The sequence below is a fragment of the Escherichia sp. WS1451 genome (genome assembly GCF_046487365.1).
Taxonomy (GTDB): domain Bacteria; phylum Pseudomonadota; class Gammaproteobacteria; order Enterobacterales; family Enterobacteriaceae; genus Escherichia; species Escherichia coli.
Map to the genome: position 1 here is coordinate 13,412 of NZ_JBJQJP010000026.1, position 24,861 is coordinate 38,272.

23 protein-coding genes are annotated in these 24,861 nt (G+C 50.3%); 22 read left to right on the plus strand and 1 reads right to left on the minus strand.

Features of this window, described 5'->3' with window-relative positions:
- Positions 1 to 4: 4 nt before the first annotated feature.
- Positions 5 to 997: an aspartate--ammonia ligase gene (gene asnA, locus ACJHX7_RS22700; RefSeq protein WP_000845107.1), complete on the minus strand. Its 993-nt coding sequence runs from the start codon at positions 995 to 997 to the stop codon at positions 5 to 7.
- Positions 998 to 1,148: 151 nt separating this feature from the next.
- On the opposite strand from asnA, the gene asnC reads away from it, so the two are divergent.
- From asnC to pstA, 22 genes are all read left to right on the plus strand, one after another.
- A complete protein-coding gene (gene asnC, locus ACJHX7_RS22705; RefSeq protein WP_000432970.1) occupies positions 1,149 to 1,607 on the plus strand; it encodes a transcriptional regulator AsnC in 459 nt (152 codons plus the stop codon).
- A gap of 89 nt (positions 1,608 to 1,696) precedes the next feature.
- Positions 1,697 to 2,140: an FMN-binding protein MioC gene (mioC, locus tag ACJHX7_RS22710; protein ID WP_000763742.1), complete on the plus strand. Its 444-nt coding sequence runs from the start codon at positions 1,697 to 1,699 to the stop codon at positions 2,138 to 2,140.
- Positions 2,141 to 2,518: 378 nt separating this feature from the next.
- Positions 2,519 to 4,408, plus strand: coding sequence for a tRNA uridine-5-carboxymethylaminomethyl(34) synthesis enzyme MnmG (gene mnmG / locus ACJHX7_RS22715; protein WP_000499788.1), 1,890 nt, complete (start codon positions 2,519 to 2,521; stop codon positions 4,406 to 4,408).
- 63 nt (positions 4,409 to 4,471) lie between these two features.
- The gene (gene rsmG / locus ACJHX7_RS22720) at positions 4,472 to 5,095 is read left to right on the plus strand and encodes a 16S rRNA (guanine(527)-N(7))-methyltransferase RsmG (RefSeq protein WP_000932863.1); all 624 of its coding nucleotides are present in this window, start codon (positions 4,472 to 4,474) and stop codon (positions 5,093 to 5,095) included.
- A 616-nt stretch (positions 5,096 to 5,711) separates the two neighbouring features.
- Complete coding sequence (gene atpI, locus ACJHX7_RS22725) at positions 5,712 to 6,092, plus strand: F0F1 ATP synthase subunit I (protein WP_000116695.1); 381 nt, start codon at positions 5,712 to 5,714, stop codon at positions 6,090 to 6,092.
- Between the two features lie 8 nt (positions 6,093 to 6,100).
- Complete coding sequence (gene atpB / locus ACJHX7_RS22730) at positions 6,101 to 6,916, plus strand: F0F1 ATP synthase subunit A (RefSeq protein WP_000135618.1); 816 nt, start codon at positions 6,101 to 6,103, stop codon at positions 6,914 to 6,916.
- A gap of 46 nt (positions 6,917 to 6,962) precedes the next feature.
- A complete protein-coding gene (atpE, locus tag ACJHX7_RS22735) occupies positions 6,963 to 7,202 on the plus strand; it encodes a F0F1 ATP synthase subunit C (protein ID WP_000429386.1) in 240 nt (79 codons plus the stop codon).
- 61 nt (positions 7,203 to 7,263) lie between these two features.
- Positions 7,264 to 7,734 (plus strand): F0F1 ATP synthase subunit B, encoded by a 471-nt coding sequence (gene atpF, locus ACJHX7_RS22740; protein ID WP_001052219.1) that lies wholly within the window; start codon positions 7,264 to 7,266, stop codon positions 7,732 to 7,734.
- Positions 7,735 to 7,748: 14 nt separating this feature from the next.
- Entirely contained in the window at positions 7,749 to 8,282 is a 534-nt protein-coding gene (gene atpH, locus ACJHX7_RS22745; protein WP_001288587.1) for a F0F1 ATP synthase subunit delta, read from the plus strand.
- Positions 8,283 to 8,294: 12 nt separating this feature from the next.
- Positions 8,295 to 9,836 (plus strand): F0F1 ATP synthase subunit alpha, encoded by a 1,542-nt coding sequence (gene atpA / locus ACJHX7_RS22750; protein WP_001176745.1) that lies wholly within the window; start codon positions 8,295 to 8,297, stop codon positions 9,834 to 9,836.
- A 50-nt stretch (positions 9,837 to 9,886) separates the two neighbouring features.
- On the plus strand, positions 9,887 to 10,750 hold the full coding sequence (gene atpG / locus ACJHX7_RS22755) for a F0F1 ATP synthase subunit gamma (RefSeq protein ID WP_000896498.1): 864 nt from the start codon (positions 9,887 to 9,889) through the stop codon (positions 10,748 to 10,750).
- A gap of 26 nt (positions 10,751 to 10,776) precedes the next feature.
- Positions 10,777 to 12,159 (plus strand): F0F1 ATP synthase subunit beta, encoded by a 1,383-nt coding sequence (gene atpD / locus ACJHX7_RS22760; RefSeq protein ID WP_000190506.1) that lies wholly within the window; start codon positions 10,777 to 10,779, stop codon positions 12,157 to 12,159.
- A 20-nt stretch (positions 12,160 to 12,179) separates the two neighbouring features.
- Complete coding sequence (locus ACJHX7_RS22765; protein ID WP_001251965.1) at positions 12,180 to 12,599, plus strand: F0F1 ATP synthase subunit epsilon; 420 nt, start codon at positions 12,180 to 12,182, stop codon at positions 12,597 to 12,599.
- A 348-nt stretch (positions 12,600 to 12,947) separates the two neighbouring features.
- Positions 12,948 to 14,318, plus strand: coding sequence for a bifunctional UDP-N-acetylglucosamine diphosphorylase/glucosamine-1-phosphate N-acetyltransferase GlmU (gene glmU, locus ACJHX7_RS22770; protein ID WP_000933723.1), 1,371 nt, complete (start codon positions 12,948 to 12,950; stop codon positions 14,316 to 14,318).
- 161 nt (positions 14,319 to 14,479) lie between these two features.
- Positions 14,480 to 16,309: a glutamine--fructose-6-phosphate transaminase (isomerizing) gene (gene glmS / locus ACJHX7_RS22775; protein ID WP_000334081.1), complete on the plus strand. Its 1,830-nt coding sequence runs from the start codon at positions 14,480 to 14,482 to the stop codon at positions 16,307 to 16,309.
- 307 nt (positions 16,310 to 16,616) lie between these two features.
- A complete protein-coding gene (lpfA-O113, locus tag ACJHX7_RS22780) occupies positions 16,617 to 17,189 on the plus strand; it encodes a long polar fimbria major subunit LpfA-O113 (protein ID WP_000827811.1) in 573 nt (190 codons plus the stop codon).
- Positions 17,190 to 17,236: 47 nt separating this feature from the next.
- Entirely contained in the window at positions 17,237 to 17,968 is a 732-nt protein-coding gene (gene lpfB-O113 / locus ACJHX7_RS22785) for a long polar fimbrial chaperone LpfB-O113 (protein ID WP_000088122.1), read from the plus strand.
- 24 nt (positions 17,969 to 17,992) lie between these two features.
- Entirely contained in the window at positions 17,993 to 20,515 is a 2,523-nt protein-coding gene (lpfC-O113, locus tag ACJHX7_RS22790; protein WP_094030232.1) for a long polar fimbrial usher protein LpfC-O113, read from the plus strand.
- Between the two features lie 10 nt (positions 20,516 to 20,525).
- Positions 20,526 to 21,599, plus strand: a complete 1,074-nt coding sequence (locus tag ACJHX7_RS22795; RefSeq protein WP_001330695.1) for a fimbrial protein — start codon at positions 20,526 to 20,528, stop codon at positions 21,597 to 21,599.
- Between the two features lie 249 nt (positions 21,600 to 21,848).
- Positions 21,849 to 22,889 carry a phosphate ABC transporter substrate-binding protein PstS gene (gene pstS, locus ACJHX7_RS22800; RefSeq protein WP_000867146.1) on the plus strand — a complete coding sequence of 347 codons (1,041 nt, stop codon included), beginning with the start codon at positions 21,849 to 21,851 and terminating at the stop codon, positions 22,887 to 22,889.
- 86 nt (positions 22,890 to 22,975) lie between these two features.
- Complete coding sequence (pstC, locus tag ACJHX7_RS22805) at positions 22,976 to 23,935, plus strand: phosphate ABC transporter permease PstC (protein WP_000741620.1); 960 nt, start codon at positions 22,976 to 22,978, stop codon at positions 23,933 to 23,935.
- On the plus strand, positions 23,935 to 24,825 hold the full coding sequence (pstA, locus tag ACJHX7_RS22810; RefSeq protein ID WP_001251985.1) for a phosphate ABC transporter permease PstA: 891 nt from the start codon (positions 23,935 to 23,937) through the stop codon (positions 24,823 to 24,825). The genes pstC and pstA overlap by 1 nt, the downstream gene beginning before the upstream one ends.
- Positions 24,826 to 24,861: the final 36 nt, after the last annotated feature.

The following is a 24,861-nucleotide window of genomic DNA, read 5'->3' on the forward strand; positions in this document are numbered from 1 at the left end:
ATTATTACAGCAGAGAAGGGACGCTCTCGCGAACAGCTGCCGGCCATACACCACACTGAACCTGGCCGATATGTGGCAGTTGCAGCAGCAGCATGGTCAAACGAGACTGCCCGATACCGCCGCCGATGGTCTGCGGCATTTCACCGCGCAGCAGCGCCTGATGCCACTCCAGCTGCAGGCGATCTTCGTCACCGGTCAGCGCCAGCTGATGCTTCAGCGTGTCGGCATCCACGCGGATCCCCATGGAAGAAAGCTCAAACGCATCTTCCAGTACCGGGTTCCATACCAGAATATCGCCGTTCAGACCCGCATGGCCCAGCTCTGACGGGGTGCTCCAGTCATCATAATCCGGTGCGCGCACGTCGTGGCGATGACCATCACTCAACTTGCCGCCAATCCCGACGAGGAATACCGCGCCAAGATCTTTCGCAATCGCCCGCTCACGCCCTTTGGCATCGAGATCCGGATAACGAGACAGTAACTCCTGGCTGTGTACGAAGTGGATCTGATCCGGCAGGAACGGTGCCAGGCCAAACTCTTCGCTAACTGCAGCTTCGGTTGCTTTAATTCCCGCCCAGATCGCCTCTACCGTGCTTTTCAGAGTCGAGAATTGACGCTCGCCGTCGCCCATTACGCGTTCCCAGTCCCACTGATCAACATAGACCGAGTGCAACGGGGAAAGACGGTCTTCATCGGGGCGAAGGGCTTTCATGTGCGTGTACAGCCCTTCGCCCGCGCTGAAGTCGTGTTGCCCTAAGGTCTGACGTTTCCACTTCGCCAGTGAATGAACCACTTCGAACTGGGCATCAGGCAGAGCTTTCACTTTTACCTGCACCGCTTTTTCACAGCCCGACAAGTTATCCTGCGTGCCATCCCCCACACGGCTAAGAATCGGCGCCTGGACTTCGATCAGCCCCAGACGTTCTTCCAGTTGACGAGAAAAGTGAGATTTCACGAAGCTAATTTGACGTTGTTTGGCAATGTAAGCGGTTTTCATTTTTTATACTCCTGCGTCCTGTTGCTTATGATTAAGCAACAAAAACCGACACACATGCAATAATCATTCAATAAAAAGCCTCATGCACTTTTGATTCATTAAAAAAGAAGGCTAAAATAGAATGAATCATCAATCCGCATAAGAAAATCCTATGGAAAATTATCTGATCGACAATCTGGACCGTGGCATCCTGGAAGCATTAATGGGCAATGCGCGCACCGCTTACGCCGAACTGGCGAAACAATTTGGCGTCAGTCCGGGGACGATTCACGTTCGAGTAGAGAAAATGAAGCAGGCGGGGATCATTACCGGGGCGCGTATTGATGTCAGCCCGAAGCAGCTCGGTTATGACGTAGGCTGCTTTATCGGCATTATATTAAAGAGCGCCAAAGACTATCCTTCCGCGCTGGCAAAGCTGGAAAGCCTCGATGAAGTCACTGAAGCCTATTACACAACTGGCCACTACAGCATCTTTATCAAAGTAATGTGCCGTTCGATCGATGCTCTCCAGCATGTACTTATCAACAAGATCCAAACAATTGATGAAATTCAGTCCACCGAGACATTGATCGTCCTGCAGAACCCGATCATGCGTACCATCAAGCCCTGATCGGCTTTTTTAATCCCATACTTTTCCACAGGTAGATCCCAACGCGTTCACAGCGTACAATACGCCACTCTTAATAAAGGTGGCGGTTTATGGCAGATATCACTCTTATCAGCGGCAGCACCCTCGGCGGTGCCGAATATGTAGCAGAACACCTGGCTGAAAAGCTGGAAGAGGCGGGTTTTACCACCGAAACGCTGCACGGTCCGCTGTTGGAAGATTTATCTGCCTCGGGGATCTGGCTGGTTATCAGCTCCACCCACGGTGCCGGAGATATTCCGGACAACCTTTCTCCTTTCTATGAAGCATTGCAGGAACAGAAGCCCGATCTTTCTGCGGTCCGCTTTGGCGCAATCGGTATTGGTAGTCGTGAATATGACACCTTTTGTGGGGCTATTGATAAACTCGAGGCTGAACTCAAAAATTCCGGTGCAAAACAGACGGGCGAAACACTGAAGATCAACATTCTTGATCACGACATTCCGGAAGATCCGGCAGAAGAATGGCTGGGATCGTGGATTAATTTACTCAAATAAGTATACAGATCGTGCGATCCACTGTGGATAACTCTGTCAGGAAGCTTGGATCAACCGGTAGTTATCCAAAGAACAACGGTTGTTCAGTTTTTGAGTTGTGTATAACCCCTCATTCTGATCCCAGCTTATACGGTCCAGGATCACCGATCATTCACAGTTAATGATCCTTTCCAGGTTGTTGATCTTAAAAGCCGGATCCTTGTTATCCACAGGGCAGTGCGATCCTAATAAGAGATCACAATAGAACAGATCTCTAAATAAATAGATCTTCTTTTTAATACCCAGGATCCCAGGTCTTTCTCAAGCCGACAAAGTTGAGTAGAATCCACGGCCCGGGCTTCAATCCATTTTCATACCGCGTTATGCGAGGCAATCACCATGTTTTATCCGGATCCTTTTGACGTCATCATCATTGGCGGGGGTCATGCAGGCACCGAGGCCGCGATGGCCGCGGCGCGTATGGGTCAACAGACTCTGCTTTTGACACACAATATCGACACTCTGGGGCAGATGAGCTGCAACCCGGCGATCGGCGGTATTGGGAAGGGACATCTGGTAAAAGAAGTGGATGCACTCGGCGGTCTGATGGCGAAAGCGATCGATCAGGCGGGTATCCAGTTTAGGATACTAAACGCAAGTAAGGGACCGGCAGTTCGCGCTACCCGAGCTCAGGCGGATCGTGTGCTCTACCGGCAGGCGGTACGTACGGCGCTGGAGAACCAACCGAACCTGATGATCTTCCAGCAGGCGGTTGAAGATCTTATTGTCGAAAACGATCGCGTGGTCGGTGCTGTTACCCAAATGGGACTGAAATTCCGTGCCAAAGCCGTCGTGCTCACCGTTGGGACGTTCCTCGACGGTAAAATTCATATCGGTCTGGATAACTACAGCGGTGGCCGTGCTGGTGATCCGCCGTCCATTCCGCTCTCTCGCCGTTTGCGTGAACTGCCGCTGCGCGTTGGTCGTCTGAAAACCGGGACACCGCCGCGTATTGATGCGCGTACTATCGACTTCAGCGTGCTGGCGCAACAGCATGGCGATAACCCAATGCCGGTATTCTCGTTTATGGGCAATGCGTCCCAGCATCCCCAGCAGGTGCCGTGTTATATCACTCATACCAACGAGAAAACCCATGATGTGATCCGCAGTAACCTCGATCGTAGCCCAATGTACGCAGGGGTGATCGAAGGTGTCGGCCCACGCTACTGCCCGTCGATCGAAGACAAAGTCATGCGCTTCGCCGACAGAAATCAGCATCAGATCTTCCTTGAACCGGAAGGGCTGACCTCTAACGAAATTTATCCGAACGGTATCTCCACCAGCCTGCCGTTCGATGTGCAGATGCAAATCGTCCGCTCCATGCAGGGGATGGAAAACGCAAAGATCGTGCGTCCGGGTTATGCCATTGAGTATGACTTCTTCGATCCACGCGACCTGAAACCGACGCTGGAGAGCAAGTTTATCCAGGGGCTGTTCTTTGCTGGTCAGATTAACGGCACTACCGGTTACGAAGAAGCCGCTGCGCAAGGTTTGCTGGCCGGTCTTAACGCTGCCCGTCTGTCTGCTGACAAAGAAGGTTGGGCTCCGGCGCGTTCTCAGGCGTATCTCGGCGTACTGGTTGATGACCTGTGCACTTTAGGAACCAAAGAACCGTATCGTATGTTTACCTCGCGCGCAGAATATCGTCTGATGCTGCGCGAAGATAATGCGGATCTGCGTTTGACTGAAATCGGTCGTGAACTGGGCCTGGTGGATGACGAACGTTGGGCGCGCTTTAACGAGAAACTTGAGAATATCGAGCGTGAGCGTCAGCGTCTGAAATCGACCTGGGTAACCCCGTCGGCGGAAGCTGCAGCCGAAGTGAATGCTCACCTGACTGCGCCACTTTCCCGTGAAGCCAGTGGTGAAGATCTGCTGCGTCGTCCGGAAATGACTTATGAAAAATTAACCACGCTGACGCCGTTTGCCCCTGCGTTGACAGACGAACAGGCGGCGGAACAGGTTGAGATTCAGGTTAAATACGAAGGTTATATCGCGCGCCAGCAAGATGAGATCGAAAAGCAACTGCGTAACGAGAACACCCTGCTACCAGCGACGCTGGATTACCGCCAGGTATCCGGTCTTTCTAACGAAGTGATCGCCAAACTTAACGATCACAAACCGGCCTCTATCGGTCAGGCTTCGCGTATTTCTGGCGTCACGCCTGCGGCCATCTCCATTCTGCTGGTGTGGCTGAAAAAACAGGGTATGCTGCGTCGTAGCGCATAACGCATTAAAAATGCCTGGTAAGCACCCGCTTACCGGGCAACGCATCAAGAACAGGTAATCACCGTGCTCAACAAACTCACCTCTCTGCTGAAAGACGCAGGAATTTCGCTTACCGATCACCAGAAAAACCAGCTAATTGCCTACGTGAATATGCTGCATAAATGGAATAAAGCGTACAACCTGACTTCGGTCCGCGATCCTAATGAGATGCTGGTACGCCATATTCTCGATAGCATTGTGGTGGCACCGTATCTGCAAGGTGAACGGTTTATCGATGTCGGCACCGGACCAGGACTGCCTGGCATTCCACTCTCTATCGTGCGTCCTGAAGCCCACTTCACGTTGTTGGATAGCCTTGGTAAACGCGTGCGTTTCCTTCGTCAGGTGCAACATGAGCTTAAACTGGAGAATATTGAGCCAGTACAGAGCAGGGTAGAAGAGTTTCCTTCTGAGCCGCCATTTGATGGCGTAATTAGCCGCGCTTTTGCCTCTCTGAACGATATGGTGAGCTGGTGCCACCATCTTCCTGGTGAGCAAGGTCGTTTCTACGCGCTGAAAGGCCAAATGCCGGAAGATGAAATCGCTTTGTTGCCCGAAGAATATCAGGTCGAATCAGTGGTTAAACTTCACGTTCCGGCCCTGGATGGCGAACGTCATCTGGTGGTGATTAAAGCAAATAAAATTTAATTTTTATCAAAAAAATCATAAAAAATTGACCGGTTAGACTGTTAACAACAACCAGGTTTTCTACTGATATAACTGGTTACATTTAACGCCACGTTCACTTTTTTGCATCAACAAAGTAACGTGGCTTTTTTTGGTAAGCAGAAAATAAGTCATAAGTGAAAATATCAGTCTGCTAAAAATCGGCGCTAAGAATCATCATTGGCTGTTAAAACATTATTAAAAATGTCAATGGGTGGTTTTTGTTGTGTAAATGTCATTTATTAAAACAGTATCTGTTTTTAGACTGAAATATCATAAACTTGCAAAGGCATCATTTGCCAAGTAAATAAATATGCTGTGCGCGAACATGCTCAATATGTGATCTGAAGCACGCTTTATCACCAGTGTTTACGCGTTATTTACAGTTTTTCATGATCGAACAGGGTTTGCAGAAAAGTCGCAATTGTATGCACTGGAAAAATATTTAAACATTTATTCACCTTTTGGCTACTTATTGTTTGAAATCACGGGGGCGCACCGTATAATTTGACCGCTTTTTGATGCTTGACTCTAAGCCTTAAAGAAAGTTTTATACGACACGCGGCATACCTCGAAGGGAGCAGGAGTGAAAAACGTGATGTCTGTGTCGCTCGTGAGTCGAAACGTTGCTCGGAAGCTTCTGCTCGTTCAGTTACTGGTGGTGATAGCAAGTGGATTGCTGTTCAGCCTCAAAGACCCCTTCTGGGGCGTCTCTGCAATAAGCGGGGGCCTGGCAGTCTTTCTGCCTAACGTTTTGTTTATGATATTTGCCTGGCGTCACCAGGCGCATACACCAGCGAAAGGCCGGGTGGCCTGGACATTCGCATTTGGCGAAGCTTTCAAAGTTCTGGCGATGTTGGTGTTACTGGTGGTGGCGTTGGCGGTTTTAAAGGCGGTATTCTTGCCGCTGATCGTTACGTGGGTTTTGGTGCTGGTGGTTCAGATACTGGCACCGGCTGTAATTAACAACAAAGGGTAAAAGGCATCATGGCTTCAGAAAATATGACGCCGCAGGATTACATAGGACACCACCTGAACAACCTTCAGCTGGACCTGCGTACATTCTCGCTGGTGGATCCACATAACCCCCCAGCCACCTTCTGGACAATCAATATTGACTCCATGTTCTTCTCGGTGGTGCTGGGTCTGTTGTTCCTGGTTTTATTCCGTAGCGTAGCCAAAAAGGCGACCAGCGGTGTGCCAGGTAAGTTTCAGACCGCGATTGAGCTGGTGATCGGCTTTGTTAATGGTAGCGTGAAAGACATGTACCATGGCAAAAGCAAGCTGATTGCTCCGCTGGCCCTGACGATCTTCGTCTGGGTATTCCTGATGAACCTGATGGATTTACTGCCTATCGACCTGCTGCCGTACATTGCTGAACATGTACTGGGGCTGCCGGCACTGCGTGTGGTTCCGTCTGCGGACGTGAACGTAACGCTGTCTATGGCACTGGGCGTATTTATCCTGATTCTGTTCTACAGCATCAAAATGAAAGGCATCGGCGGCTTCACGAAAGAGTTGACGCTGCAGCCGTTCAATCACTGGGCGTTCATTCCTGTCAACTTAATCCTTGAAGGGGTAAGCCTGCTGTCCAAACCAGTTTCACTCGGTTTGCGACTGTTCGGTAACATGTATGCCGGTGAGCTGATTTTCATTCTGATTGCTGGTCTGTTGCCGTGGTGGTCACAGTGGATCCTGAATGTGCCGTGGGCCATTTTCCACATCCTGATCATTACGCTGCAAGCCTTTATCTTCATGGTTCTGACGATCGTCTATCTGTCGATGGCGTCTGAAGAACATTAATTTACCAACACTACTACGTTTTAACTGAAACAAACTGGAGACTGTCATGGAAAACCTGAATATGGATCTGCTGTACATGGCTGCCGCTGTGATGATGGGTCTGGCGGCAATCGGTGCTGCGATCGGTATCGGCATCCTCGGGGGTAAATTCCTGGAAGGCGCAGCGCGTCAACCTGATCTGATTCCTCTGCTGCGTACTCAGTTCTTTATCGTTATGGGTCTGGTGGATGCTATCCCGATGATCGCTGTAGGTCTGGGTCTGTACGTGATGTTCGCTGTCGCGTAGTAAGCGTTGCTTTTATTTAAAGAGCAATATCAGAACGTTAACTAAATAGAGGCATTGTGCTGTGAATCTTAACGCAACAATCCTCGGCCAGGCCATCGCGTTTGTCCTGTTCGTTCTGTTCTGCATGAAGTACGTATGGCCGCCATTAATGGCAGCCATCGAAAAACGTCAAAAAGAAATTGCTGACGGCCTTGCTTCCGCAGAACGAGCACATAAGGACCTTGACCTTGCAAAGGCCAGCGCGACCGACCAGCTGAAAAAAGCGAAAGCGGAAGCCCAGGTAATCATCGAGCAGGCTAACAAACGCCGCTCGCAGATTCTGGACGAAGCGAAAGCTGAGGCAGAACAGGAACGTACTAAAATCGTGGCCCAGGCGCAGGCGGAAATTGAAGCCGAGCGTAAACGTGCCCGTGAAGAGCTGCGTAAGCAAGTTGCTATCCTGGCTGTTGCTGGCGCCGAGAAGATCATCGAACGTTCCGTGGATGAAGCTGCTAACAGCGACATCGTGGATAAACTTGTCGCTGAACTGTAAGGAGGGAGGGGCTGATGTCTGAATTTATTACGGTAGCTCGCCCCTACGCCAAAGCAGCTTTTGACTTTGCCGTCGAACACCAAAGTGTAGAACGCTGGCAGGACATGCTGGCGTTTGCCGCCGAGGTAACCAAAAACGAACAAATGGCAGAGCTTCTCTCTGGCGCGCTTGCGCCAGAAACGCTCGCCGAGTCGTTTATCGCAGTTTGTGGTGAGCAACTGGACGAAAACGGTCAGAACCTGATTCGGGTAATGGCCGAAAATGGTCGTCTTAACGCGCTCCCGGATGTTCTGGAGCAGTTTATTCACCTGCGTGCTGTGAGTGAGGCTACCGCTGAGGTAGACGTCATTTCCGCTGCCGCACTGAGTGAACAACAGCTCGCGAAAATTTCTGCTGCGATGGAAAAACGTCTGTCACGCAAAGTTAAGCTGAATTGCAAAATCGATAAGTCTGTAATGGCAGGCGTTATCATCCGAGCGGGTGATATGGTCATTGATGGCAGCGTACGCGGTCGTCTTGAGCGCCTTGCAGACGTCTTGCAGTCTTAAGGGGACTGGAGCATGCAACTGAATTCCACCGAAATCAGCGAACTGATCAAGCAGCGCATTGCTCAGTTCAATGTTGTGAGTGAAGCTCACAACGAAGGTACTATTGTTTCTGTAAGTGACGGTGTTATCCGCATTCACGGCCTGGCCGATTGTATGCAGGGTGAAATGATCTCCCTGCCGGGTAACCGTTACGCTATCGCACTGAACCTCGAGCGCGACTCTGTAGGTGCGGTTGTTATGGGTCCGTACGCTGACCTTGCCGAAGGCATGAAAGTTAAGTGTACTGGCCGTATCCTGGAAGTTCCGGTTGGCCGTGGCCTGCTGGGCCGTGTGGTTAACACTCTGGGTGCACCAATCGACGGTAAAGGTCCGCTGGATCACGACGGCTTCTCTGCTGTAGAAGCAATCGCTCCGGGCGTTATCGAACGTCAGTCCGTAGATCAGCCGGTACAGACCGGTTATAAAGCCGTTGACTCCATGATCCCAATTGGTCGTGGTCAGCGTGAATTGATCATCGGTGACCGTCAGACCGGTAAAACCGCACTGGCTATCGATGCCATCATCAACCAGCGCGATTCCGGTATCAAATGTATCTATGTCGCTATCGGCCAGAAAGCGTCCACCATTTCTAACGTGGTACGTAAACTGGAAGAGCACGGCGCACTGGCTAACACCATCGTTGTGGTAGCAACCGCGTCTGAATCCGCTGCACTGCAATATCTGGCACCGTACGCTGGTTGCGCAATGGGCGAATACTTCCGTGACCGCGGTGAAGATGCGCTGATCATTTACGATGACCTGTCTAAACAGGCTGTTGCTTACCGTCAGATCTCCCTGCTGCTCCGTCGTCCGCCAGGACGTGAAGCATTCCCGGGCGACGTATTCTACCTCCACTCTCGTCTGCTGGAGCGTGCTGCGCGTGTTAACGCCGAATACGTTGAAGCCTTCACCAAAGGTGAAGTGAAAGGGAAAACCGGTTCTCTGACCGCGCTGCCGATTATCGAAACTCAGGCGGGTGACGTTTCTGCGTTCGTTCCGACCAACGTAATCTCCATTACCGATGGTCAGATCTTCCTGGAAACCAACCTGTTCAACGCCGGTATTCGTCCTGCGGTTAACCCGGGTATTTCCGTATCCCGTGTTGGTGGTGCAGCACAGACCAAGATCATGAAAAAACTGTCCGGTGGTATCCGTACCGCTCTGGCACAGTATCGTGAACTGGCAGCGTTCTCTCAGTTTGCATCCGACCTTGACGATGCAACACGTAAGCAGCTTGACCACGGTCAGAAAGTGACCGAACTGCTGAAACAGAAACAGTATGCGCCGATGTCCGTAGCGCAGCAGTCTCTGGTTCTGTTCGCAGCAGAACGTGGTTACCTGGCGGATGTTGAACTGTCGAAAATCGGCAGCTTCGAAGCCGCTCTGCTGGCTTACGTCGACCGTGATCACGCTCCGTTGATGCAAGAGATCAACCAGACCGGTGGCTACAACGACGAAATCGAAGGCAAGCTGAAAGGCATCCTCGATTCCTTCAAAGCAACCCAATCCTGGTAACGTCTGGCGGCTTGCCTTAGGGCAGGCCGCAAGGCATTGAGGAGAAGCTCATGGCCGGCGCAAAAGAGATACGTAGTAAGATCGCAAGCGTCCAGAACACGCAAAAGATCACTAAAGCGATGGAGATGGTCGCCGCTTCCAAAATGCGTAAATCGCAGGATCGCATGGCGGCCAGCCGTCCTTATGCAGAAACCATGCGCAAAGTGATTGGTCACCTTGCACACGGTAATCTGGAATATAAGCACCCTTACCTGGAAGACCGCGACGTTAAACGCGTGGGCTACCTGGTGGTGTCGACCGACCGTGGTTTGTGCGGTGGTTTGAACATTAACCTGTTCAAAAAACTGCTGGCGGAAATGAAGACCTGGACCGACAAAGGCGTTCAATGCGACCTCGCAATGATCGGCTCGAAAGGCGTGTCGTTCTTCAACTCCGTGGGCGGCAATGTTGTTGCCCAGGTCACCGGCATGGGGGATAACCCTTCCCTGTCCGAACTGATCGGTCCGGTAAAAGTGATGTTGCAGGCCTACGACGAAGGCCGTCTGGACAAGCTTTACATTGTCAGCAACAAATTTATTAACACCATGTCTCAGGTTCCGACCATCAGCCAGCTGCTGCCGTTACCGGCATCAGATGATGATGATCTGAAACATAAATCCTGGGATTACCTGTACGAACCCGATCCGAAGGCGTTGCTGGATACCCTGCTGCGTCGTTATGTCGAATCTCAGGTTTATCAGGGCGTGGTTGAAAACCTGGCCAGCGAGCAGGCCGCCCGTATGGTGGCGATGAAAGCCGCGACCGACAATGGCGGCAGCCTGATTAAAGAGCTGCAGTTGGTATACAACAAAGCTCGTCAGGCCAGCATTACTCAGGAACTCACCGAGATCGTCTCGGGGGCCGCCGCGGTTTAAACAGGTTATTTCGTAGAGGATTTAAGATGGCTACTGGAAAGATTGTCCAGGTAATCGGCGCCGTAGTTGACGTCGAATTCCCTCAGGATGCCGTACCGCGCGTGTACGATGCTCTTGAGGTGCAAAATGGTAATGAGCGTCTGGTGCTGGAAGTTCAGCAGCAGCTCGGCGGCGGTATCGTGCGTACCATCGCAATGGGTTCCTCCGACGGTCTGCGTCGCGGTCTGGATGTAAAAGACCTCGAACACCCGATCGAAGTCCCGGTAGGTAAAGCGACTCTGGGCCGTATCATGAACGTACTGGGTGAACCGGTCGACATGAAAGGCGAGATCGGTGAAGAAGAGCGTTGGGCGATTCACCGCGCAGCACCTTCCTACGAAGAGCTGTCAAACTCTCAGGAACTGCTGGAAACCGGTATCAAAGTTATCGACCTGATGTGTCCGTTCGCTAAGGGCGGTAAAGTTGGTCTGTTCGGTGGTGCGGGTGTAGGTAAAACCGTAAACATGATGGAGCTTATTCGTAACATCGCGATCGAGCACTCCGGTTACTCTGTGTTTGCGGGCGTAGGTGAACGTACTCGTGAGGGTAACGACTTCTACCACGAAATGACCGACTCCAACGTTATCGACAAAGTATCCCTGGTGTATGGCCAGATGAACGAGCCGCCGGGAAACCGTCTGCGCGTTGCTCTGACCGGTCTGACCATGGCTGAGAAATTCCGTGACGAAGGTCGTGACGTTCTGCTGTTCGTTGACAACATCTATCGTTACACCCTGGCCGGTACGGAAGTATCCGCACTGCTGGGCCGTATGCCTTCAGCGGTAGGTTATCAGCCGACCCTGGCGGAAGAGATGGGCGTTCTGCAGGAACGTATCACCTCCACCAAAACTGGTTCTATCACCTCCGTACAGGCAGTATACGTACCTGCGGATGACTTGACTGACCCGTCTCCGGCAACCACCTTTGCGCACCTTGACGCAACCGTGGTACTGAGCCGTCAGATCGCGTCTCTGGGTATCTACCCGGCCGTTGACCCGCTGGACTCCACCAGCCGTCAGCTGGACCCGCTGGTGGTTGGTCAGGAACACTACGACACCGCGCGTGGCGTTCAGTCCATCCTGCAACGTTATCAGGAACTGAAAGACATCATCGCCATCCTGGGTATGGATGAACTGTCTGAAGAAGACAAACTGGTGGTAGCGCGTGCTCGTAAGATCCAGCGCTTCCTGTCCCAGCCGTTCTTCGTGGCAGAAGTATTCACCGGTTCTCCGGGTAAATACGTCTCCCTGAAAGACACCATCCGTGGCTTTAAAGGCATCATGGAAGGCGAATACGATCACCTGCCGGAGCAGGCGTTCTACATGGTCGGTTCCATCGAAGAAGCTGTGGAAAAAGCCAAAAAACTTTAACGCCTTAATCGGAGGGTGATATGGCAATGACTTACCACCTGGACGTCGTCAGTGCAGAGCAACAAATGTTCTCTGGTCTGGTCGAGAAAATCCAGGTAACGGGTAGCGAAGGTGAACTGGGGATCTACCCTGGCCACGCACCGCTGCTCACCGCCATTAAGCCTGGTATGATTCGCATCGTGAAACAGCACGGTCACGAAGAGTTTATCTATCTGTCTGGCGGCATTCTTGAAGTGCAGCCTGGCAACGTGACCGTTCTGGCCGACACCGCAATTCGCGGCCAGGATCTCGACGAAGCGCGAGCCATGGAAGCGAAACGTAAGGCTGAAGAGCACATTAGCAGCTCTCACGGCGACGTAGATTACGCTCAGGCGTCTGCGGAACTGGCCAAAGCGATCGCGCAGCTGCGCGTTATCGAGTTGACCAAAAAAGCGATGTAACACCGGCTTGAAAAGCACAAAAGCCAGTCTGGAAACAGGCTGGCTTTTTTTACGCGTGACCCGTCCTGAAGAGCGTTCACATAGATCCTGCTGATATAAAACCCCCTGTTTTCCCGTTTATTCATTGATCGAAATAAGAGCAAAAACATCCACCTGACGCTTAAATGAAGGTATTGCCTTAATTTTCTGCAGACAAAAGGCGTGACGATGGTCGAAAATGGCGCTTTCGTCAGCGGGGATAATCCGTTATTGAACAATTTATCCTCTGTCCATTTCACGATGAAAAAAATGTAGTTTTTTCAAGGTGAAGCGGTTTAAATTCGTTCTCAAATTACAGTCAGGACGCGTATGTTGAATAATGCTATGAGCGTAGTGATCCTTGCCGCAGGTAAAGGCACGCGCATGTATTCCGATCTTCCGAAAGTGCTGCATACCCTTGCCGGGAAAGCGATGGTTCAGCATGTCATTGATGCTGCGAATGAATTAGGCGCAGCGCACGTTCACCTGGTGTACGGTCACGGCGGCGATCTGCTTAAGCAGGCGCTGAAAGACGACAACCTGAACTGGGTGCTTCAGGCAGAGCAGCTGGGTACGGGTCATGCAATGCAGCAGGCCGCACCTTTCTTTGCCGATGATGAAGACATTTTAATGCTCTACGGCGACGTGCCGCTGATCTCTGTCGAAACACTCCAGCGCCTGCGTGATGCTAAACCGCAGGGTGGCATTGGTCTGCTGACGGTAAAACTGGATGATCCGACCGGTTATGGACGTATCACCCGTGAAAACGGCAAAGTTACCGGCATTGTTGAGCACAAAGACGCCACCGACGAGCAGCGTCAGATTCAGGAGATCAACACCGGCATTCTGATTGCCAACGGCGCTGATATGAAACGCTGGCTGGCGAAGCTGACCAACAATAACGCGCAGGGCGAATACTACATCACCGACATTATTGCGCTGGCGTATCAGGAAGGACGTGAAATCGTCGCCGTTCATCCGCAACGTTTAAGCGAAGTAGAAGGCGTGAATAACCGCCTGCAACTCTCCCGACTGGAGCGCGTTTACCAGTTCGAACAGGCTGAAAAACTGCTGTTAGCAGGCGTTATGCTGCGCGATCCGGCGCGTTTTGATCTGCGCGGTACGCTTACTCACGGGCGCGATGTTGAAATTGATACTAACGTTATCATCGAGGGCAACGTGACTCTCGGTCATCGCGTGAAAATCGGCACCGGTTGTGTGATTAAAAACAGCGTGATTGGCGATGATTGCGAAATTAGCCCGTATACCGTTGTGGAAGACGCGAATCTGGCGGCGGCCTGTACCATTGGCCCGTTTGCCCGTCTGCGTCCTGGTGCTGAGTTGCTGGAAGGTGCACACGTCGGTAACTTCGTTGAGATGAAAAAAGCGCGTCTGGGTAAAGGCTCGAAAGCCGGGCATCTGACTTATCTGGGCGATGCGGAAATTGGCGATAACGTTAACATCGGCGCGGGAACCATTACCTGCAACTACGACGGTGCGAATAAATTTAAGACCATTATCGGCGACGATGTGTTTGTCGGTTCCGACACTCAGCTGGTGGCCCCGGTAACAGTAGGCAAAGGCGCGACCATTGCTGCGGGTACAACTGTGACGCGTAATGTCGGCGAAAATGCCCTGGCGATCAGCCGTGTGCCGCAGACTCAGAAAGAAGGCTGGCGTCGTCCGGTAAAGAAAAAGTAATTCTGGCTGGGAAATCCGGTCATATGGGATGAGGAGATAACATAATCTCCCGCCCACAAGCAGTAACTATAAAAATAACCCCACTCTCTACAAGGCTCGGGGCGCCCGAAAAAACGGGCATACAGGTTGACCGACAACGATATAAATCGGAATCAAAAACTATGTGTGGAATTGTTGGCGCGATCGCGCAACGTGATGTAGCAGAAATCCTTCTTGAAGGTTTACGTCGTCTTGAATACCGCGGATATGACTCTGCCGGTCTGGCCGTTGTTGATGCAGAAGGTCATATGACCCGCCTGCGTCGCCTCGGTAAAGTCCAGATGCTGGCTCAGGCAGCGGAAGAACATCCTCTGCATGGCGGCACCGGTATTGCTCATACTCGCTGGGCAACCCACGGTGAACCTTCAGAAGCTAACGCGCATCCGCATGTTTCTGAACACATTGTGGTGGTGCATAACGGCATCATCGAAAACCATGAACCGCTGCGTGAAGAGTTAAAAGCGCGTGGCTATACCTTCGTTTCTGAAACCGACACCGAAGTGATTGCCCATCTGGTGAACTGGGAGCTGAAACAAGGCGGTACTCTGCGTGAGGCAGTTCTGCGTGCTATCCCGCAACTGCGTGGTGCGTACGGTACAGTGATCATGGACTCCCGTCACCCGGATACCCTGCTGGCGGCACGTTCTGGTAGCCCGCTGGTGATTGGTCTGGGCATGGGCGAAAACTTTATCGCTTCTGACCAGCTGGCGTTGCTGCCGGTGACCCGTCGCTTTATCTTCCTTGAAGAGGGCGATATTGCGGAAATCACTCGCCGTTCGGTAAACATCTTCGATAAAACTGGCGCGGAAGTAAAACGTCAGGATATCGAATCCAATCTGCAATATGACGCGGGCGATAAAGGTATTTACCGCCACTATATGCAGAAAGAGATCTACGAACAGCCGAACGCGATCAAAAACACCCTTACCGGGCGCATCAGCCACGGTCAGGTAGATTTAAGCGAGCTGGGACCGAACGCCGACGAACTGCTGTCGAAGGTTGAGCATATTCAGATCCTCGCCTGCGGTACTTCTTACAACTCCGGTATGGTTTCCCGTTACTGGTTTGAATCGTTGGCAGGCATTCCGTGCGACGTTGAAATCGCCTCTGAATTCCGCTATCGCAAATCTGCTGTGCGTCGCAATAGCTTGATGATCACTCTGTCGCAGTCTGGCGAAACCGCGGATACCCTGGCGGGCCTGCGTCTGTCGAAAGATCTGGGTTACCTTGGTTCGCTGGCTATCTGTAACGTTCCGGGTTCTTCTCTGGTACGCGAATCTGATCTGGCGCTGATGACCAACGCCGGTACGGAAATCGGCGTGGCGTCTACTAAAGCATTCACCACCCAGTTAACTGTGCTGTTGATGCTGGTGGCGAAGCTGTCTCGCCTGAAAGGTCTGGATGCCTCCATTGAACATGACATCGTGCATGGTCTGCAGGCGCTGCCGAGCCGTATTGAGCAGATGCTGTCTCAGGACAAACGCATTGAAGCGCTGGCAGAAGATTTCTCTGACAAACATCACGCGCTGTTCCTGGGCCGTGGCGATCAGTACCCAATCGCGCTGGAAGGTGCATTGAAGCTGAAAGAGATCTCTTACATTCACGCTGAAGCCTACGCTGCTGGCGAACTGAAACACGGTCCGCTGGCGCTGATAGATGCCGATATGCCGGTTATCGTCGTTGCACCGAACAACGAATTGCTGGAAAAACTGAAATCCAACATTGAAGAAGTTCGCGCGCGTGGCGGTCAGTTGTATGTCTTCGCCGATCAGGATGCGGGTTTTGTGAGCAGTGACAACATGCACATCATTGAGATGCCGCATGTGGAAGAGGTGATTGCACCGATCTTCTACACCGTTCCGCTGCAACTACTGGCTTACCACGTTGCGCTGATCAAAGGCACCGACGTTGACCAGCCGCGTAACCTGGCAAAATCGGTAACGGTTGAGTAATATCTCTCGTTGATAGAAAAGGGCTGCCGACCGGCGGCCCTTTTTTTATAAGTGATATCAATAATTACATTATTCATATACCCATTGATATAAATATATTCTGAATTATTGATAATGTCTGATAATAAACTTGATTTCTTGCTGTTTTAATAATATTTAAATAATAAATTTATATTTAAGATTGAGTAATTAATATTATTTTTAGATAAAACTATCTCATTGGTGTACTATGCCTGTGAATCAAAGCACACTTATTATTTTAAGTGATGATTCATGGTAAAGGATATATTATATCAATGGAGTTTTTATGAAGCGTAATATTATAGGCGGTGCATTCACTCTGGCATCTCTAATGCTGGCCGGACATGCACTGGCAGAAGATGGTGTTGTTCACTTCGTCGGTGAAATTGTCGACACTACTTGTGAAGTTACCTCCGATACAGCCGATCAAACCGTCCCACTGGGTAAAGTCAGTAAAAATGCTTTTTCAGGTGTAGGTAGTCTGGCGTCACCACAGCAGTTCAGTATTAAGCTTGAAAAGTGCCCGGCAACCTACACTCAGGCAGCCGTTCGTTTTGATGGTACAGAAGCGCCTGGCGGCGACGGCGACCTGAAAGTGGGTACGCCGCTTACAGCGGGCAACCCTGGCGATTTTACCGGTACAGGACAAGCGATTGCGGCAACGGGTGTCGGTATTCGTATTTTTAACCAGTCAGATAACTCGCAGGTTAAACTTTATAACGATTCTGCCTATACCGCTATCGACGCGGAAGGCAAGGCTGAAATGAAGTTTATTGCACGCTATGTGGCAACCAATGCAACCGTAACGGCGGGTACGGCGAACGCCGATTCACAATTTACTGTCGAATATAAGAAATAATTTATCAAGGGCCTTTTTATTCAGTTGGCTTTGGCCAGGGAGTCGTTATGTCCAGAAAAAGTTGTTTAATCAGGCTCTTTAAAACAACCGTTTCATGTAAGTTATTTACCGCGATTATACTCAGTGTTTTTTTAGTCCAACCAGCATTAACCTATGCAGGCGTTGTCATTGGTGGTACACGGGTAGTTTACTTAAGTAATAACCCAGATAAATCTATTTCTGTATTTAGCAAGGAAGAAAAAATTCCTTATCTCATCCAGGCATGGGTAGATCCGTTTAATAAAGAGGATAAAAGCAAAGCACCGTTTACCGTTATTCCTCCGGTATCACGATTAGAACCCGCGCAAGAAAAAGTATTACGTATTATTCACACCAAAGGTGTGTCATTGCCTGATGATCGCGAGTCAGTCTTCTGGCTAAATATTAAAAATATTCCGCCCTCTGCGAGCAACAAAGCGGCGAACTCACTGGAAATCGCAGTTAAAACGCGTATCAAGCTGTTCTGGCGACCGGCAAGCATTCGCCTGATTCCCGAAGATGCTGCACCGAAGGTGAAGTGGCACCGGGAAGGGCGAAACCTGATTGCAGAGAATCCCAACCCGATTCATATCAGTGTGATGGATGTCATCGTTGATGGTCATGATGTGCCCCTCAACATGATCCGTCCTTTTGAAACGCTCACGTTACCTTTACCTGCTAATTCTGCGGGAGGCCAAATGATCTGGCGATTTATTAATGATTACGGCGCAGTCAGTGACCCGATAAAAATGACGCTGTAAGCAAGGGAAAAGGATAGGCGTATTATGATGACGACCAGAATAAAGGTTGGCCTCACGGCAGGGACGTGTCTGATTTTCTCGCAAAGCCTGATGGCCGAGGTCAGTGTATTCAATCCGGCGCTTCTGGAAATCGACCATCAATCCGGAGTCGATATTCGCCAGTTTAATCGGGCAAACCTGATGCCCCCAGGTGTTTATAGCGTTGATATTTTTATCAACGGTAAAATGTTTGAACGTCAGGATGTGACCTTTGTTCAGGATAATCCCGATGCTGATTTACACGCCTGCTTTGTCGCTATTAAAAAAACGCTAACCACCTTTGGCGTAAAAGTTGATGCGCTGAAATCGCTCAATGATGTAGATGAAACAGTCTGTATTGATCCTGGGCCACGCATTGAAGGCTCATCATGGCAGTTCGACAGCGATAAACTGCAACTGAATATCTCCATTCCCCAAATCTATATGGATGCGATGGCTTATGATTACATCAGCCCCTCGCGTTGGGATGAGGGGATTAACGCGCTCACCATCAACTACGATTTTTCTGGTTCACATACTCTACGTTCGGATTATGGTTCACAAGAGACAGATACCAGTTATCTCAATCTGCGCAATGGACTGAATATTGGGCCGTGGCGATTACGCAATTACAGCACCTTAAATACGACCGATGGCAGTGCAGAATACAACTCTATAAGCACCTGGATACAACGTGATATAGCTGCGTTAAGAAGCCAGATTATGATAGGTGATACGTGGACGGCGAGCGATATCTTCGACAGTACGCAAATTCGTGGCGCACGCTTGTATACCGATAACGATATGTTGCCTGCCAGCCAAAACGGATTTGCCCCCGTAGTGCGTGGGATTGCAAAGTCTAACGCCACTGTCATTATTCGCCAGAATGGCTACGTGATTTATCAGTCAGCCGTTCCACAAGGTGCTTTTGAAATTACCGACCTCAACACCGCCAGTACAGGTGGTGATCTGGACGTAACCATCAAAGAAGAAGACGGTAGCGAACAACGATTTACTCAACCTTATGCGTCGTTAGCCATCCTCAAACGTGAAGGTCAAACTGATGTTGATGTCAGTGTGGGAGAATTACGCGATGAAGATGGCTTTACCCCTGACGTTCTTCAGGTGCAGATCCTTCATGGTTTTCCCTACGGTTTCACCTTGTATGGAGGTATGCAGGCTGCTGAAAAGTATGGTTCTGCCGCTTTGGGTGTCGGTAAAGATCTTGGCGCACTGGGTGCAATTTCTTTCGATGTGACACATGCCCGTGCGAAATTTAGCCATGATGATACGGAAACCGGTCAGTCTTATCGCTTTCTGTATTCGAAACGCTTTGACGATACGGATACCAGCTTGCGCCTGGTTGGCTATCGTTACTCCACCGAAGGTTACTATACTCTCAATGAATGGGCGTCGCGGCGCAACAGTCCTGATGATTTCTGGCAAACCGGTAATCGCCGAAGTCGTGTGGAAGGAACGTTAACTCAGTCACTGGGCAGAGATTATGGCAACTTATATCTGACATTAAGTCGCCAGCAGTACTGGCATACCGATGATGTTGAACGATTAATGCAATTTGGCTACAGCAGTAGCTGGAAGCGTCTCTCGTGGAACGTCTCCTGGAGTTATTCCAATACTGCCCGGCAGGGGACGGGGAACAACCATGCCAGTGATAACACCAGCGAGCAGATCTACATGCTCTCCTTATCCGTTCCTTTATCGGGCTGGTGGGGAAATAGTTATGCCACCTATTCTGTTTCACAAAACGATAATTCCGGTAGCTCACATCAACTTGGACTCAGCGGTACGGCGCTGGAAAGAAATAACCTTTCCTGGAATTTAATGCAGTCCTATAACAGCCATGATGATGAGGTTGGCGGTAATATGTCCCTCACCTATGATGGCACTTACGGCACGGTGAACGGCAGCTATAACTACAGCCAAAATTCTCAGAGGCTGAATTATGGTATCAGAGGGGGAATTCTGGCGCACAGCGAAGGGGTAACGTTAAGCCAGGAGTTGGGTGAAACCATTGCTCTTGTTAAAGCACCAGGGGCTGCCGGGTTAGAAATAGATAATATGCGCGGTGCTGCGACGGACTGGCGCGGCTATACGGTCAAGACACAGCTAAACCCTTATGATGAAAACCGGGTAGCAATCAGCGATAACTATTTCTCGAAGTCGAATATAGAACTTGATAATACCGTCGTTACGATGGTTCCCACGCGTGGTGCAGTGGTTAAGGCCGAATTTGTTACTCGTGTAGGTTATCGTGTGCTTTTCAGAGTGGCGGGTACACAAGGTAAACCAGCACCTTTTGGCGCTATTGCTACAGTACAAAATACAAGCTCCGCTGATTCAGGAATTGTCGGTGACCAGGGGGAGCTTTATCTTTCGGGCCTTCCTGAAAAAGGGCAGGTGATGCTCTCCTGGGGAGAAAATGTCGCCACTACATGCACCTTCGATTATTCACTTTCAATACCAGAAAGTGAAAGCGGCTTAATTGAACAAGGTGTGACATGTCATTAAAAGGATTTTTATGAAAAAGTATATTATAGAGTGGTGTTTTACTGTTTTTCTCCTCTCCTTTAGTGGTGCAACACTTGCAACCCCTAAAGGTATCTGTACCCCTGATAATGGTGCTTTTCATAGTACGCTTGATTTTTCAGGTTATCTGATTATGGCAAGCCAAAACCAAGTCGGAACGATGTTTAATACTACAGTCACAAATGGAGAAAGTTATCCTGCACACTGCTATTGTGATACAGGAAATGTGGGGGAGTTTCCTCATATTTACTATACAGCAAGAATAAATGAAGCATTAAGTTATGCAGGAGTTCGTTCTAATGTTAATTACTATAATCTAAACCCAAACCTTGATGTAGGCATATCAATAGATATTCTTGGTGTAGGATTTGTTAATGCCCCTTTTGAGTATCATGCTAACATTCTTCCCACCTCCGATATTTATAAATGTAGTCGCCAAGAGCCATTAACTATTTCTAGTGGTGCTAAAGCTATGATTTATTTTTATATCAAAAAGACATTTGCTGGGAAGGTAATTATCCCAGAAACACTTGTGGCGAAATTGTATGGAACTATAAGTCGTGATACGCCGATTGATTATTCACAACCGATGGCTGGTGTTTATATTCGTGGTGATATCACTGCACCGCAAAGCTGTGAAATTAACAGTTTAAGACCCATTGATTTTGATTTTAAAGAAATTCCTGCGGCAGATTTTTCATCGGTTGTCGGGAGTACGGTGACAACGCATAAAATAACCAAAACTGTCACCGTGGAGTGTGTAAATTTAGGTATTCTGAATACCGATGATATCAGTACGTCTTTTTATGCTACCGAACCCAGTACTGATAACTCGATGGTTGTAACATCAAATCCTGGTGTAGGGATAAAAATTTACGATAAAAATAATAAGGAAATCAAAGTCAATGGTGGCGAATTGCCGACTGATATGGGGACAACAACCGTTTATGGCGAGAAAGTCGGTAGTGTCACTTTTTCTGCCGCTCCTGCAAGTCTCACTGGCGATCGCCCCGCTCCAGGTATATTTACCGCGACAGCAACGATAACAGTTGAGATTGTTCGCTAATCGAACTGACAACGGCGAATCCTCACGCCGTTGTCATCTTATGCATTTTCCCTTGCGCATTTTTACGCATCATGACAAAAAAATGACATCACTTTCATTTTTAATAATCCATAAAAATCAATTTATTACGCGATAACTTTGTTTTGTCATAAAACTGTCATAAACCTTACATATAACTGTCACCTGTTTGTCCTATTTTGCTTCTCGTAGCCAACAAACAATGCTTTATGAATCCTCCCAGGAGACATTATGAAAGTTATGCGTACCACTGTCGCAACTGTTGTCGCCGCGACCTTATCGATGAGTGCTTTCTCTGTGTTTGCAGAAGCAAGCCTGACAGGCGCAGGTGCAACCTTCCCTGCGCCGGTGTATGCCAAATGGGCTGACACTTACCAGAAAGAAACCGGTAATAAAGTTAACTACCAGGGTATCGGTTCTTCCGGCGGCGTAAAACAGATTATCGCCAACACCGTTGATTTCGGTGCTTCTGACGCGCCACTGTCTGACGAAAAACTGGCTCAGGAAGGTCTGTTCCAGTTCCCGACCGTAATTGGCGGCGTGGTGCTGGCGGTCAACATTCCGGGGCTAAAATCTGGCGAACTGGTGCTGGATGGTAAAACGCTCGGTGACATCTACCTGGGCAAAATCAAAAAGTGGGATGATGAAGCCATCGCCAAACTGAATCCGGGTCTGAAACTGCCTTCACAGAACATTGCTGTCGTGCGCCGCGCAGATGGTTCCGGCACTTCTTTCGTCTTCACCAGCTACCTGGCGAAAGTGAACGAAGAATGGAAAAACAACGTTGGTACTGGCTCTACCGTAAAATGGCCGATCGGTCTGGGTGGTAAAGGTAACGACGGTATTGCCGCGTTCGTTCAGCGTCTGCCGGGTGCAATTGGCTACGTTGAATATGCTTACGCTAAGCAGAACAACCTGGCGTACACCAAACTGATCTCCGCTGATGGTAAACCGGTTAGTCCGACCGAAGAAAACTTCGCTAATGCAGCAAAAGGCGCAGACTGGAGCAAAACATTCGCTCAGGATCTGACCAACCAAAAAGGCGAAGATGCATGGCCTATTACCTCTACCACGTTCATTCTGATCCATAAAGATCAGAAGAAACCAGAACAAGGCACCGAAGTGCTGAAGTTCTTCGACTGGGCATACAAAACCGGGGCTAAACAGGCGAACGACCTGGATTATGCCAGCCTGCCGGATAGCGTAGTTGAACAGGTTCGCGCTGCGTGGAAGACCAATATTAAAGACAGTAGCGGCAAGCCGCTGTACTAATAAAACTCCAGGCCGGGTACGGTGTTTTACGCCGCATCCGGCATTACAAAACGACTTTGTAAACGCGTTTAACTGAAGAGTAACTTATGGCTGCAACCAAGCCTGCTTTTAACCCACCGGGTAAAAAGGGCGACATAATTTTCAGCGTGCTGGTAAAACTGGCGGCGCTGATTGTGCTATTGATGTTGGGTGGCATTATTGTCTCTCTGATCATCTCCTCCTGGCCGAGCATTCAGAAATTTGGTCTGGCTTTCCTGTGGACCAAAGAGTGGGATGCGCCGAACGATATCTACGGGGCGCTGGTGCCGATCTACGGTACGCTGGTGACCTCGTTTATCGCGCTGCTGATCGCCGTCCCGGTGAGTTTTGGTATCGCCCTGTTCCTGACCGAGCTTGCGCCTGGCTGGCTGAAGCGCCCACTGGGTATCGCCATTGAGCTGCTGGCAGCCATTCCAAGTATCGTGTACGGCATGTGGGGCTTGTTTATCTTCGCGCCACTGTTCGCCGTTTACTTCCAGGAGCCGGTCGGCAATATCATGTCGAATATCCCAATTGTCGGCGCGCTGTTCTCCGGCCCAGCCTTTGGTATCGGTATCCTCGCGGCAGGCGTAATCCTCGCCATTATGATTATTCCGTACATTGCAGCGGTAATGCGCGATGTATTCGAACAAACCCCGGTGATGATGAAAGAGTCAGCCTACGGTATCGGCTGCACCACCTGGGAAGTTATCTGGCGTATCGTTCTTCCGTTCACCAAAAATGGGGTTATCGGCGGCATTATGCTGGGTCTGGGGCGTGCGCTCGGTGAAACCATGGCGGTGACCTTTATCATCGGTAACACCTACCAGCTCGACAGCGCCTCGCTGTACATGCCGGGCAACAGTATCACCTCTGCGCTGGCGAACGAATTTGCGGAAGCGGAATCCGGTCTGCACGTTGCCGCACTGATGGAACTGGGCCTGATCCTGTTTGTGATTACCTTCATCGTCCTCGCCGCATCGAAGTTTATGATTATGCGCCTGGCTAAGAATGAGGGGGCACGCTAATGGCTATGGTTGAAATGCAAACCACTGCGGCGCTGGCTGAATCTCGCCGCAAAATGCAGGCGCGTCGTCGCCTCAAAAACCGTATTGCGTTGACGCTCTCAATGGCGACGATGGCCTTCGGCCTGTTCTGGCTGATCTGGATTTTAATGTCCACCATCACTCGCGGTATCGATGGTATGTCGCTGGCGCTGTTCACTGAAATGACGCCGCCGCCCAATACGGAAGGCGGTGGTCTGGCGAACGCCCTGGCGGGTAGCGGGCTGTTAATTTTGTGGGCCACGGTATTCGGTACGCCGCTGGGCATTATGGCGGGGATTTACCTGGCTGAATATGGTCGTAAATCCTGGCTGGCAGAAGTGATTCGCTTCATTAACGACATTCTGCTCTCCGCACCGTCGATTGTGGTTGGGCTGTTTGTTTACACCATTGTGGTGGCGCAGATGGAGCACTTCTCCGGCTGGGCGGGCGTGATTGCGCTGGCGCTGTTGCAGGTGCCGATTGTTATCCGCACCACCGAGAACATGCTGAAACTGGTGCCAGACAGTCTGCGTGAAGCGGCTTATGCGCTGGGTACACCGAAGTGGAAGATGATCGCCGCGATCACGCTGAAAGCGTCGGTGTCCGGGATTATGACCGGTATCCTGCTGGCGATTGCCCGTATTGCCGGTGAAACCGCGCCGCTGCTGTTTACCGCGCTCTCCAACCAGTTCTGGAGCACGGACATGATGCAGCCGATCGCCAACCTGCCGGTGACGATCTTTAAGTTTGCGATGAGCCCGTTTGCGGAATGGCAGCAACTGGCCTGGGCCGGGGTGTTGATCATTACCCTGTGCGTCCTGCTGCTGAACATTCTGGCGCGCGTTGTATTTGCGAAGAATAAACACGGTTAACACTTTGCCGGATGCGGCGTGAACGCCTTATCCGGC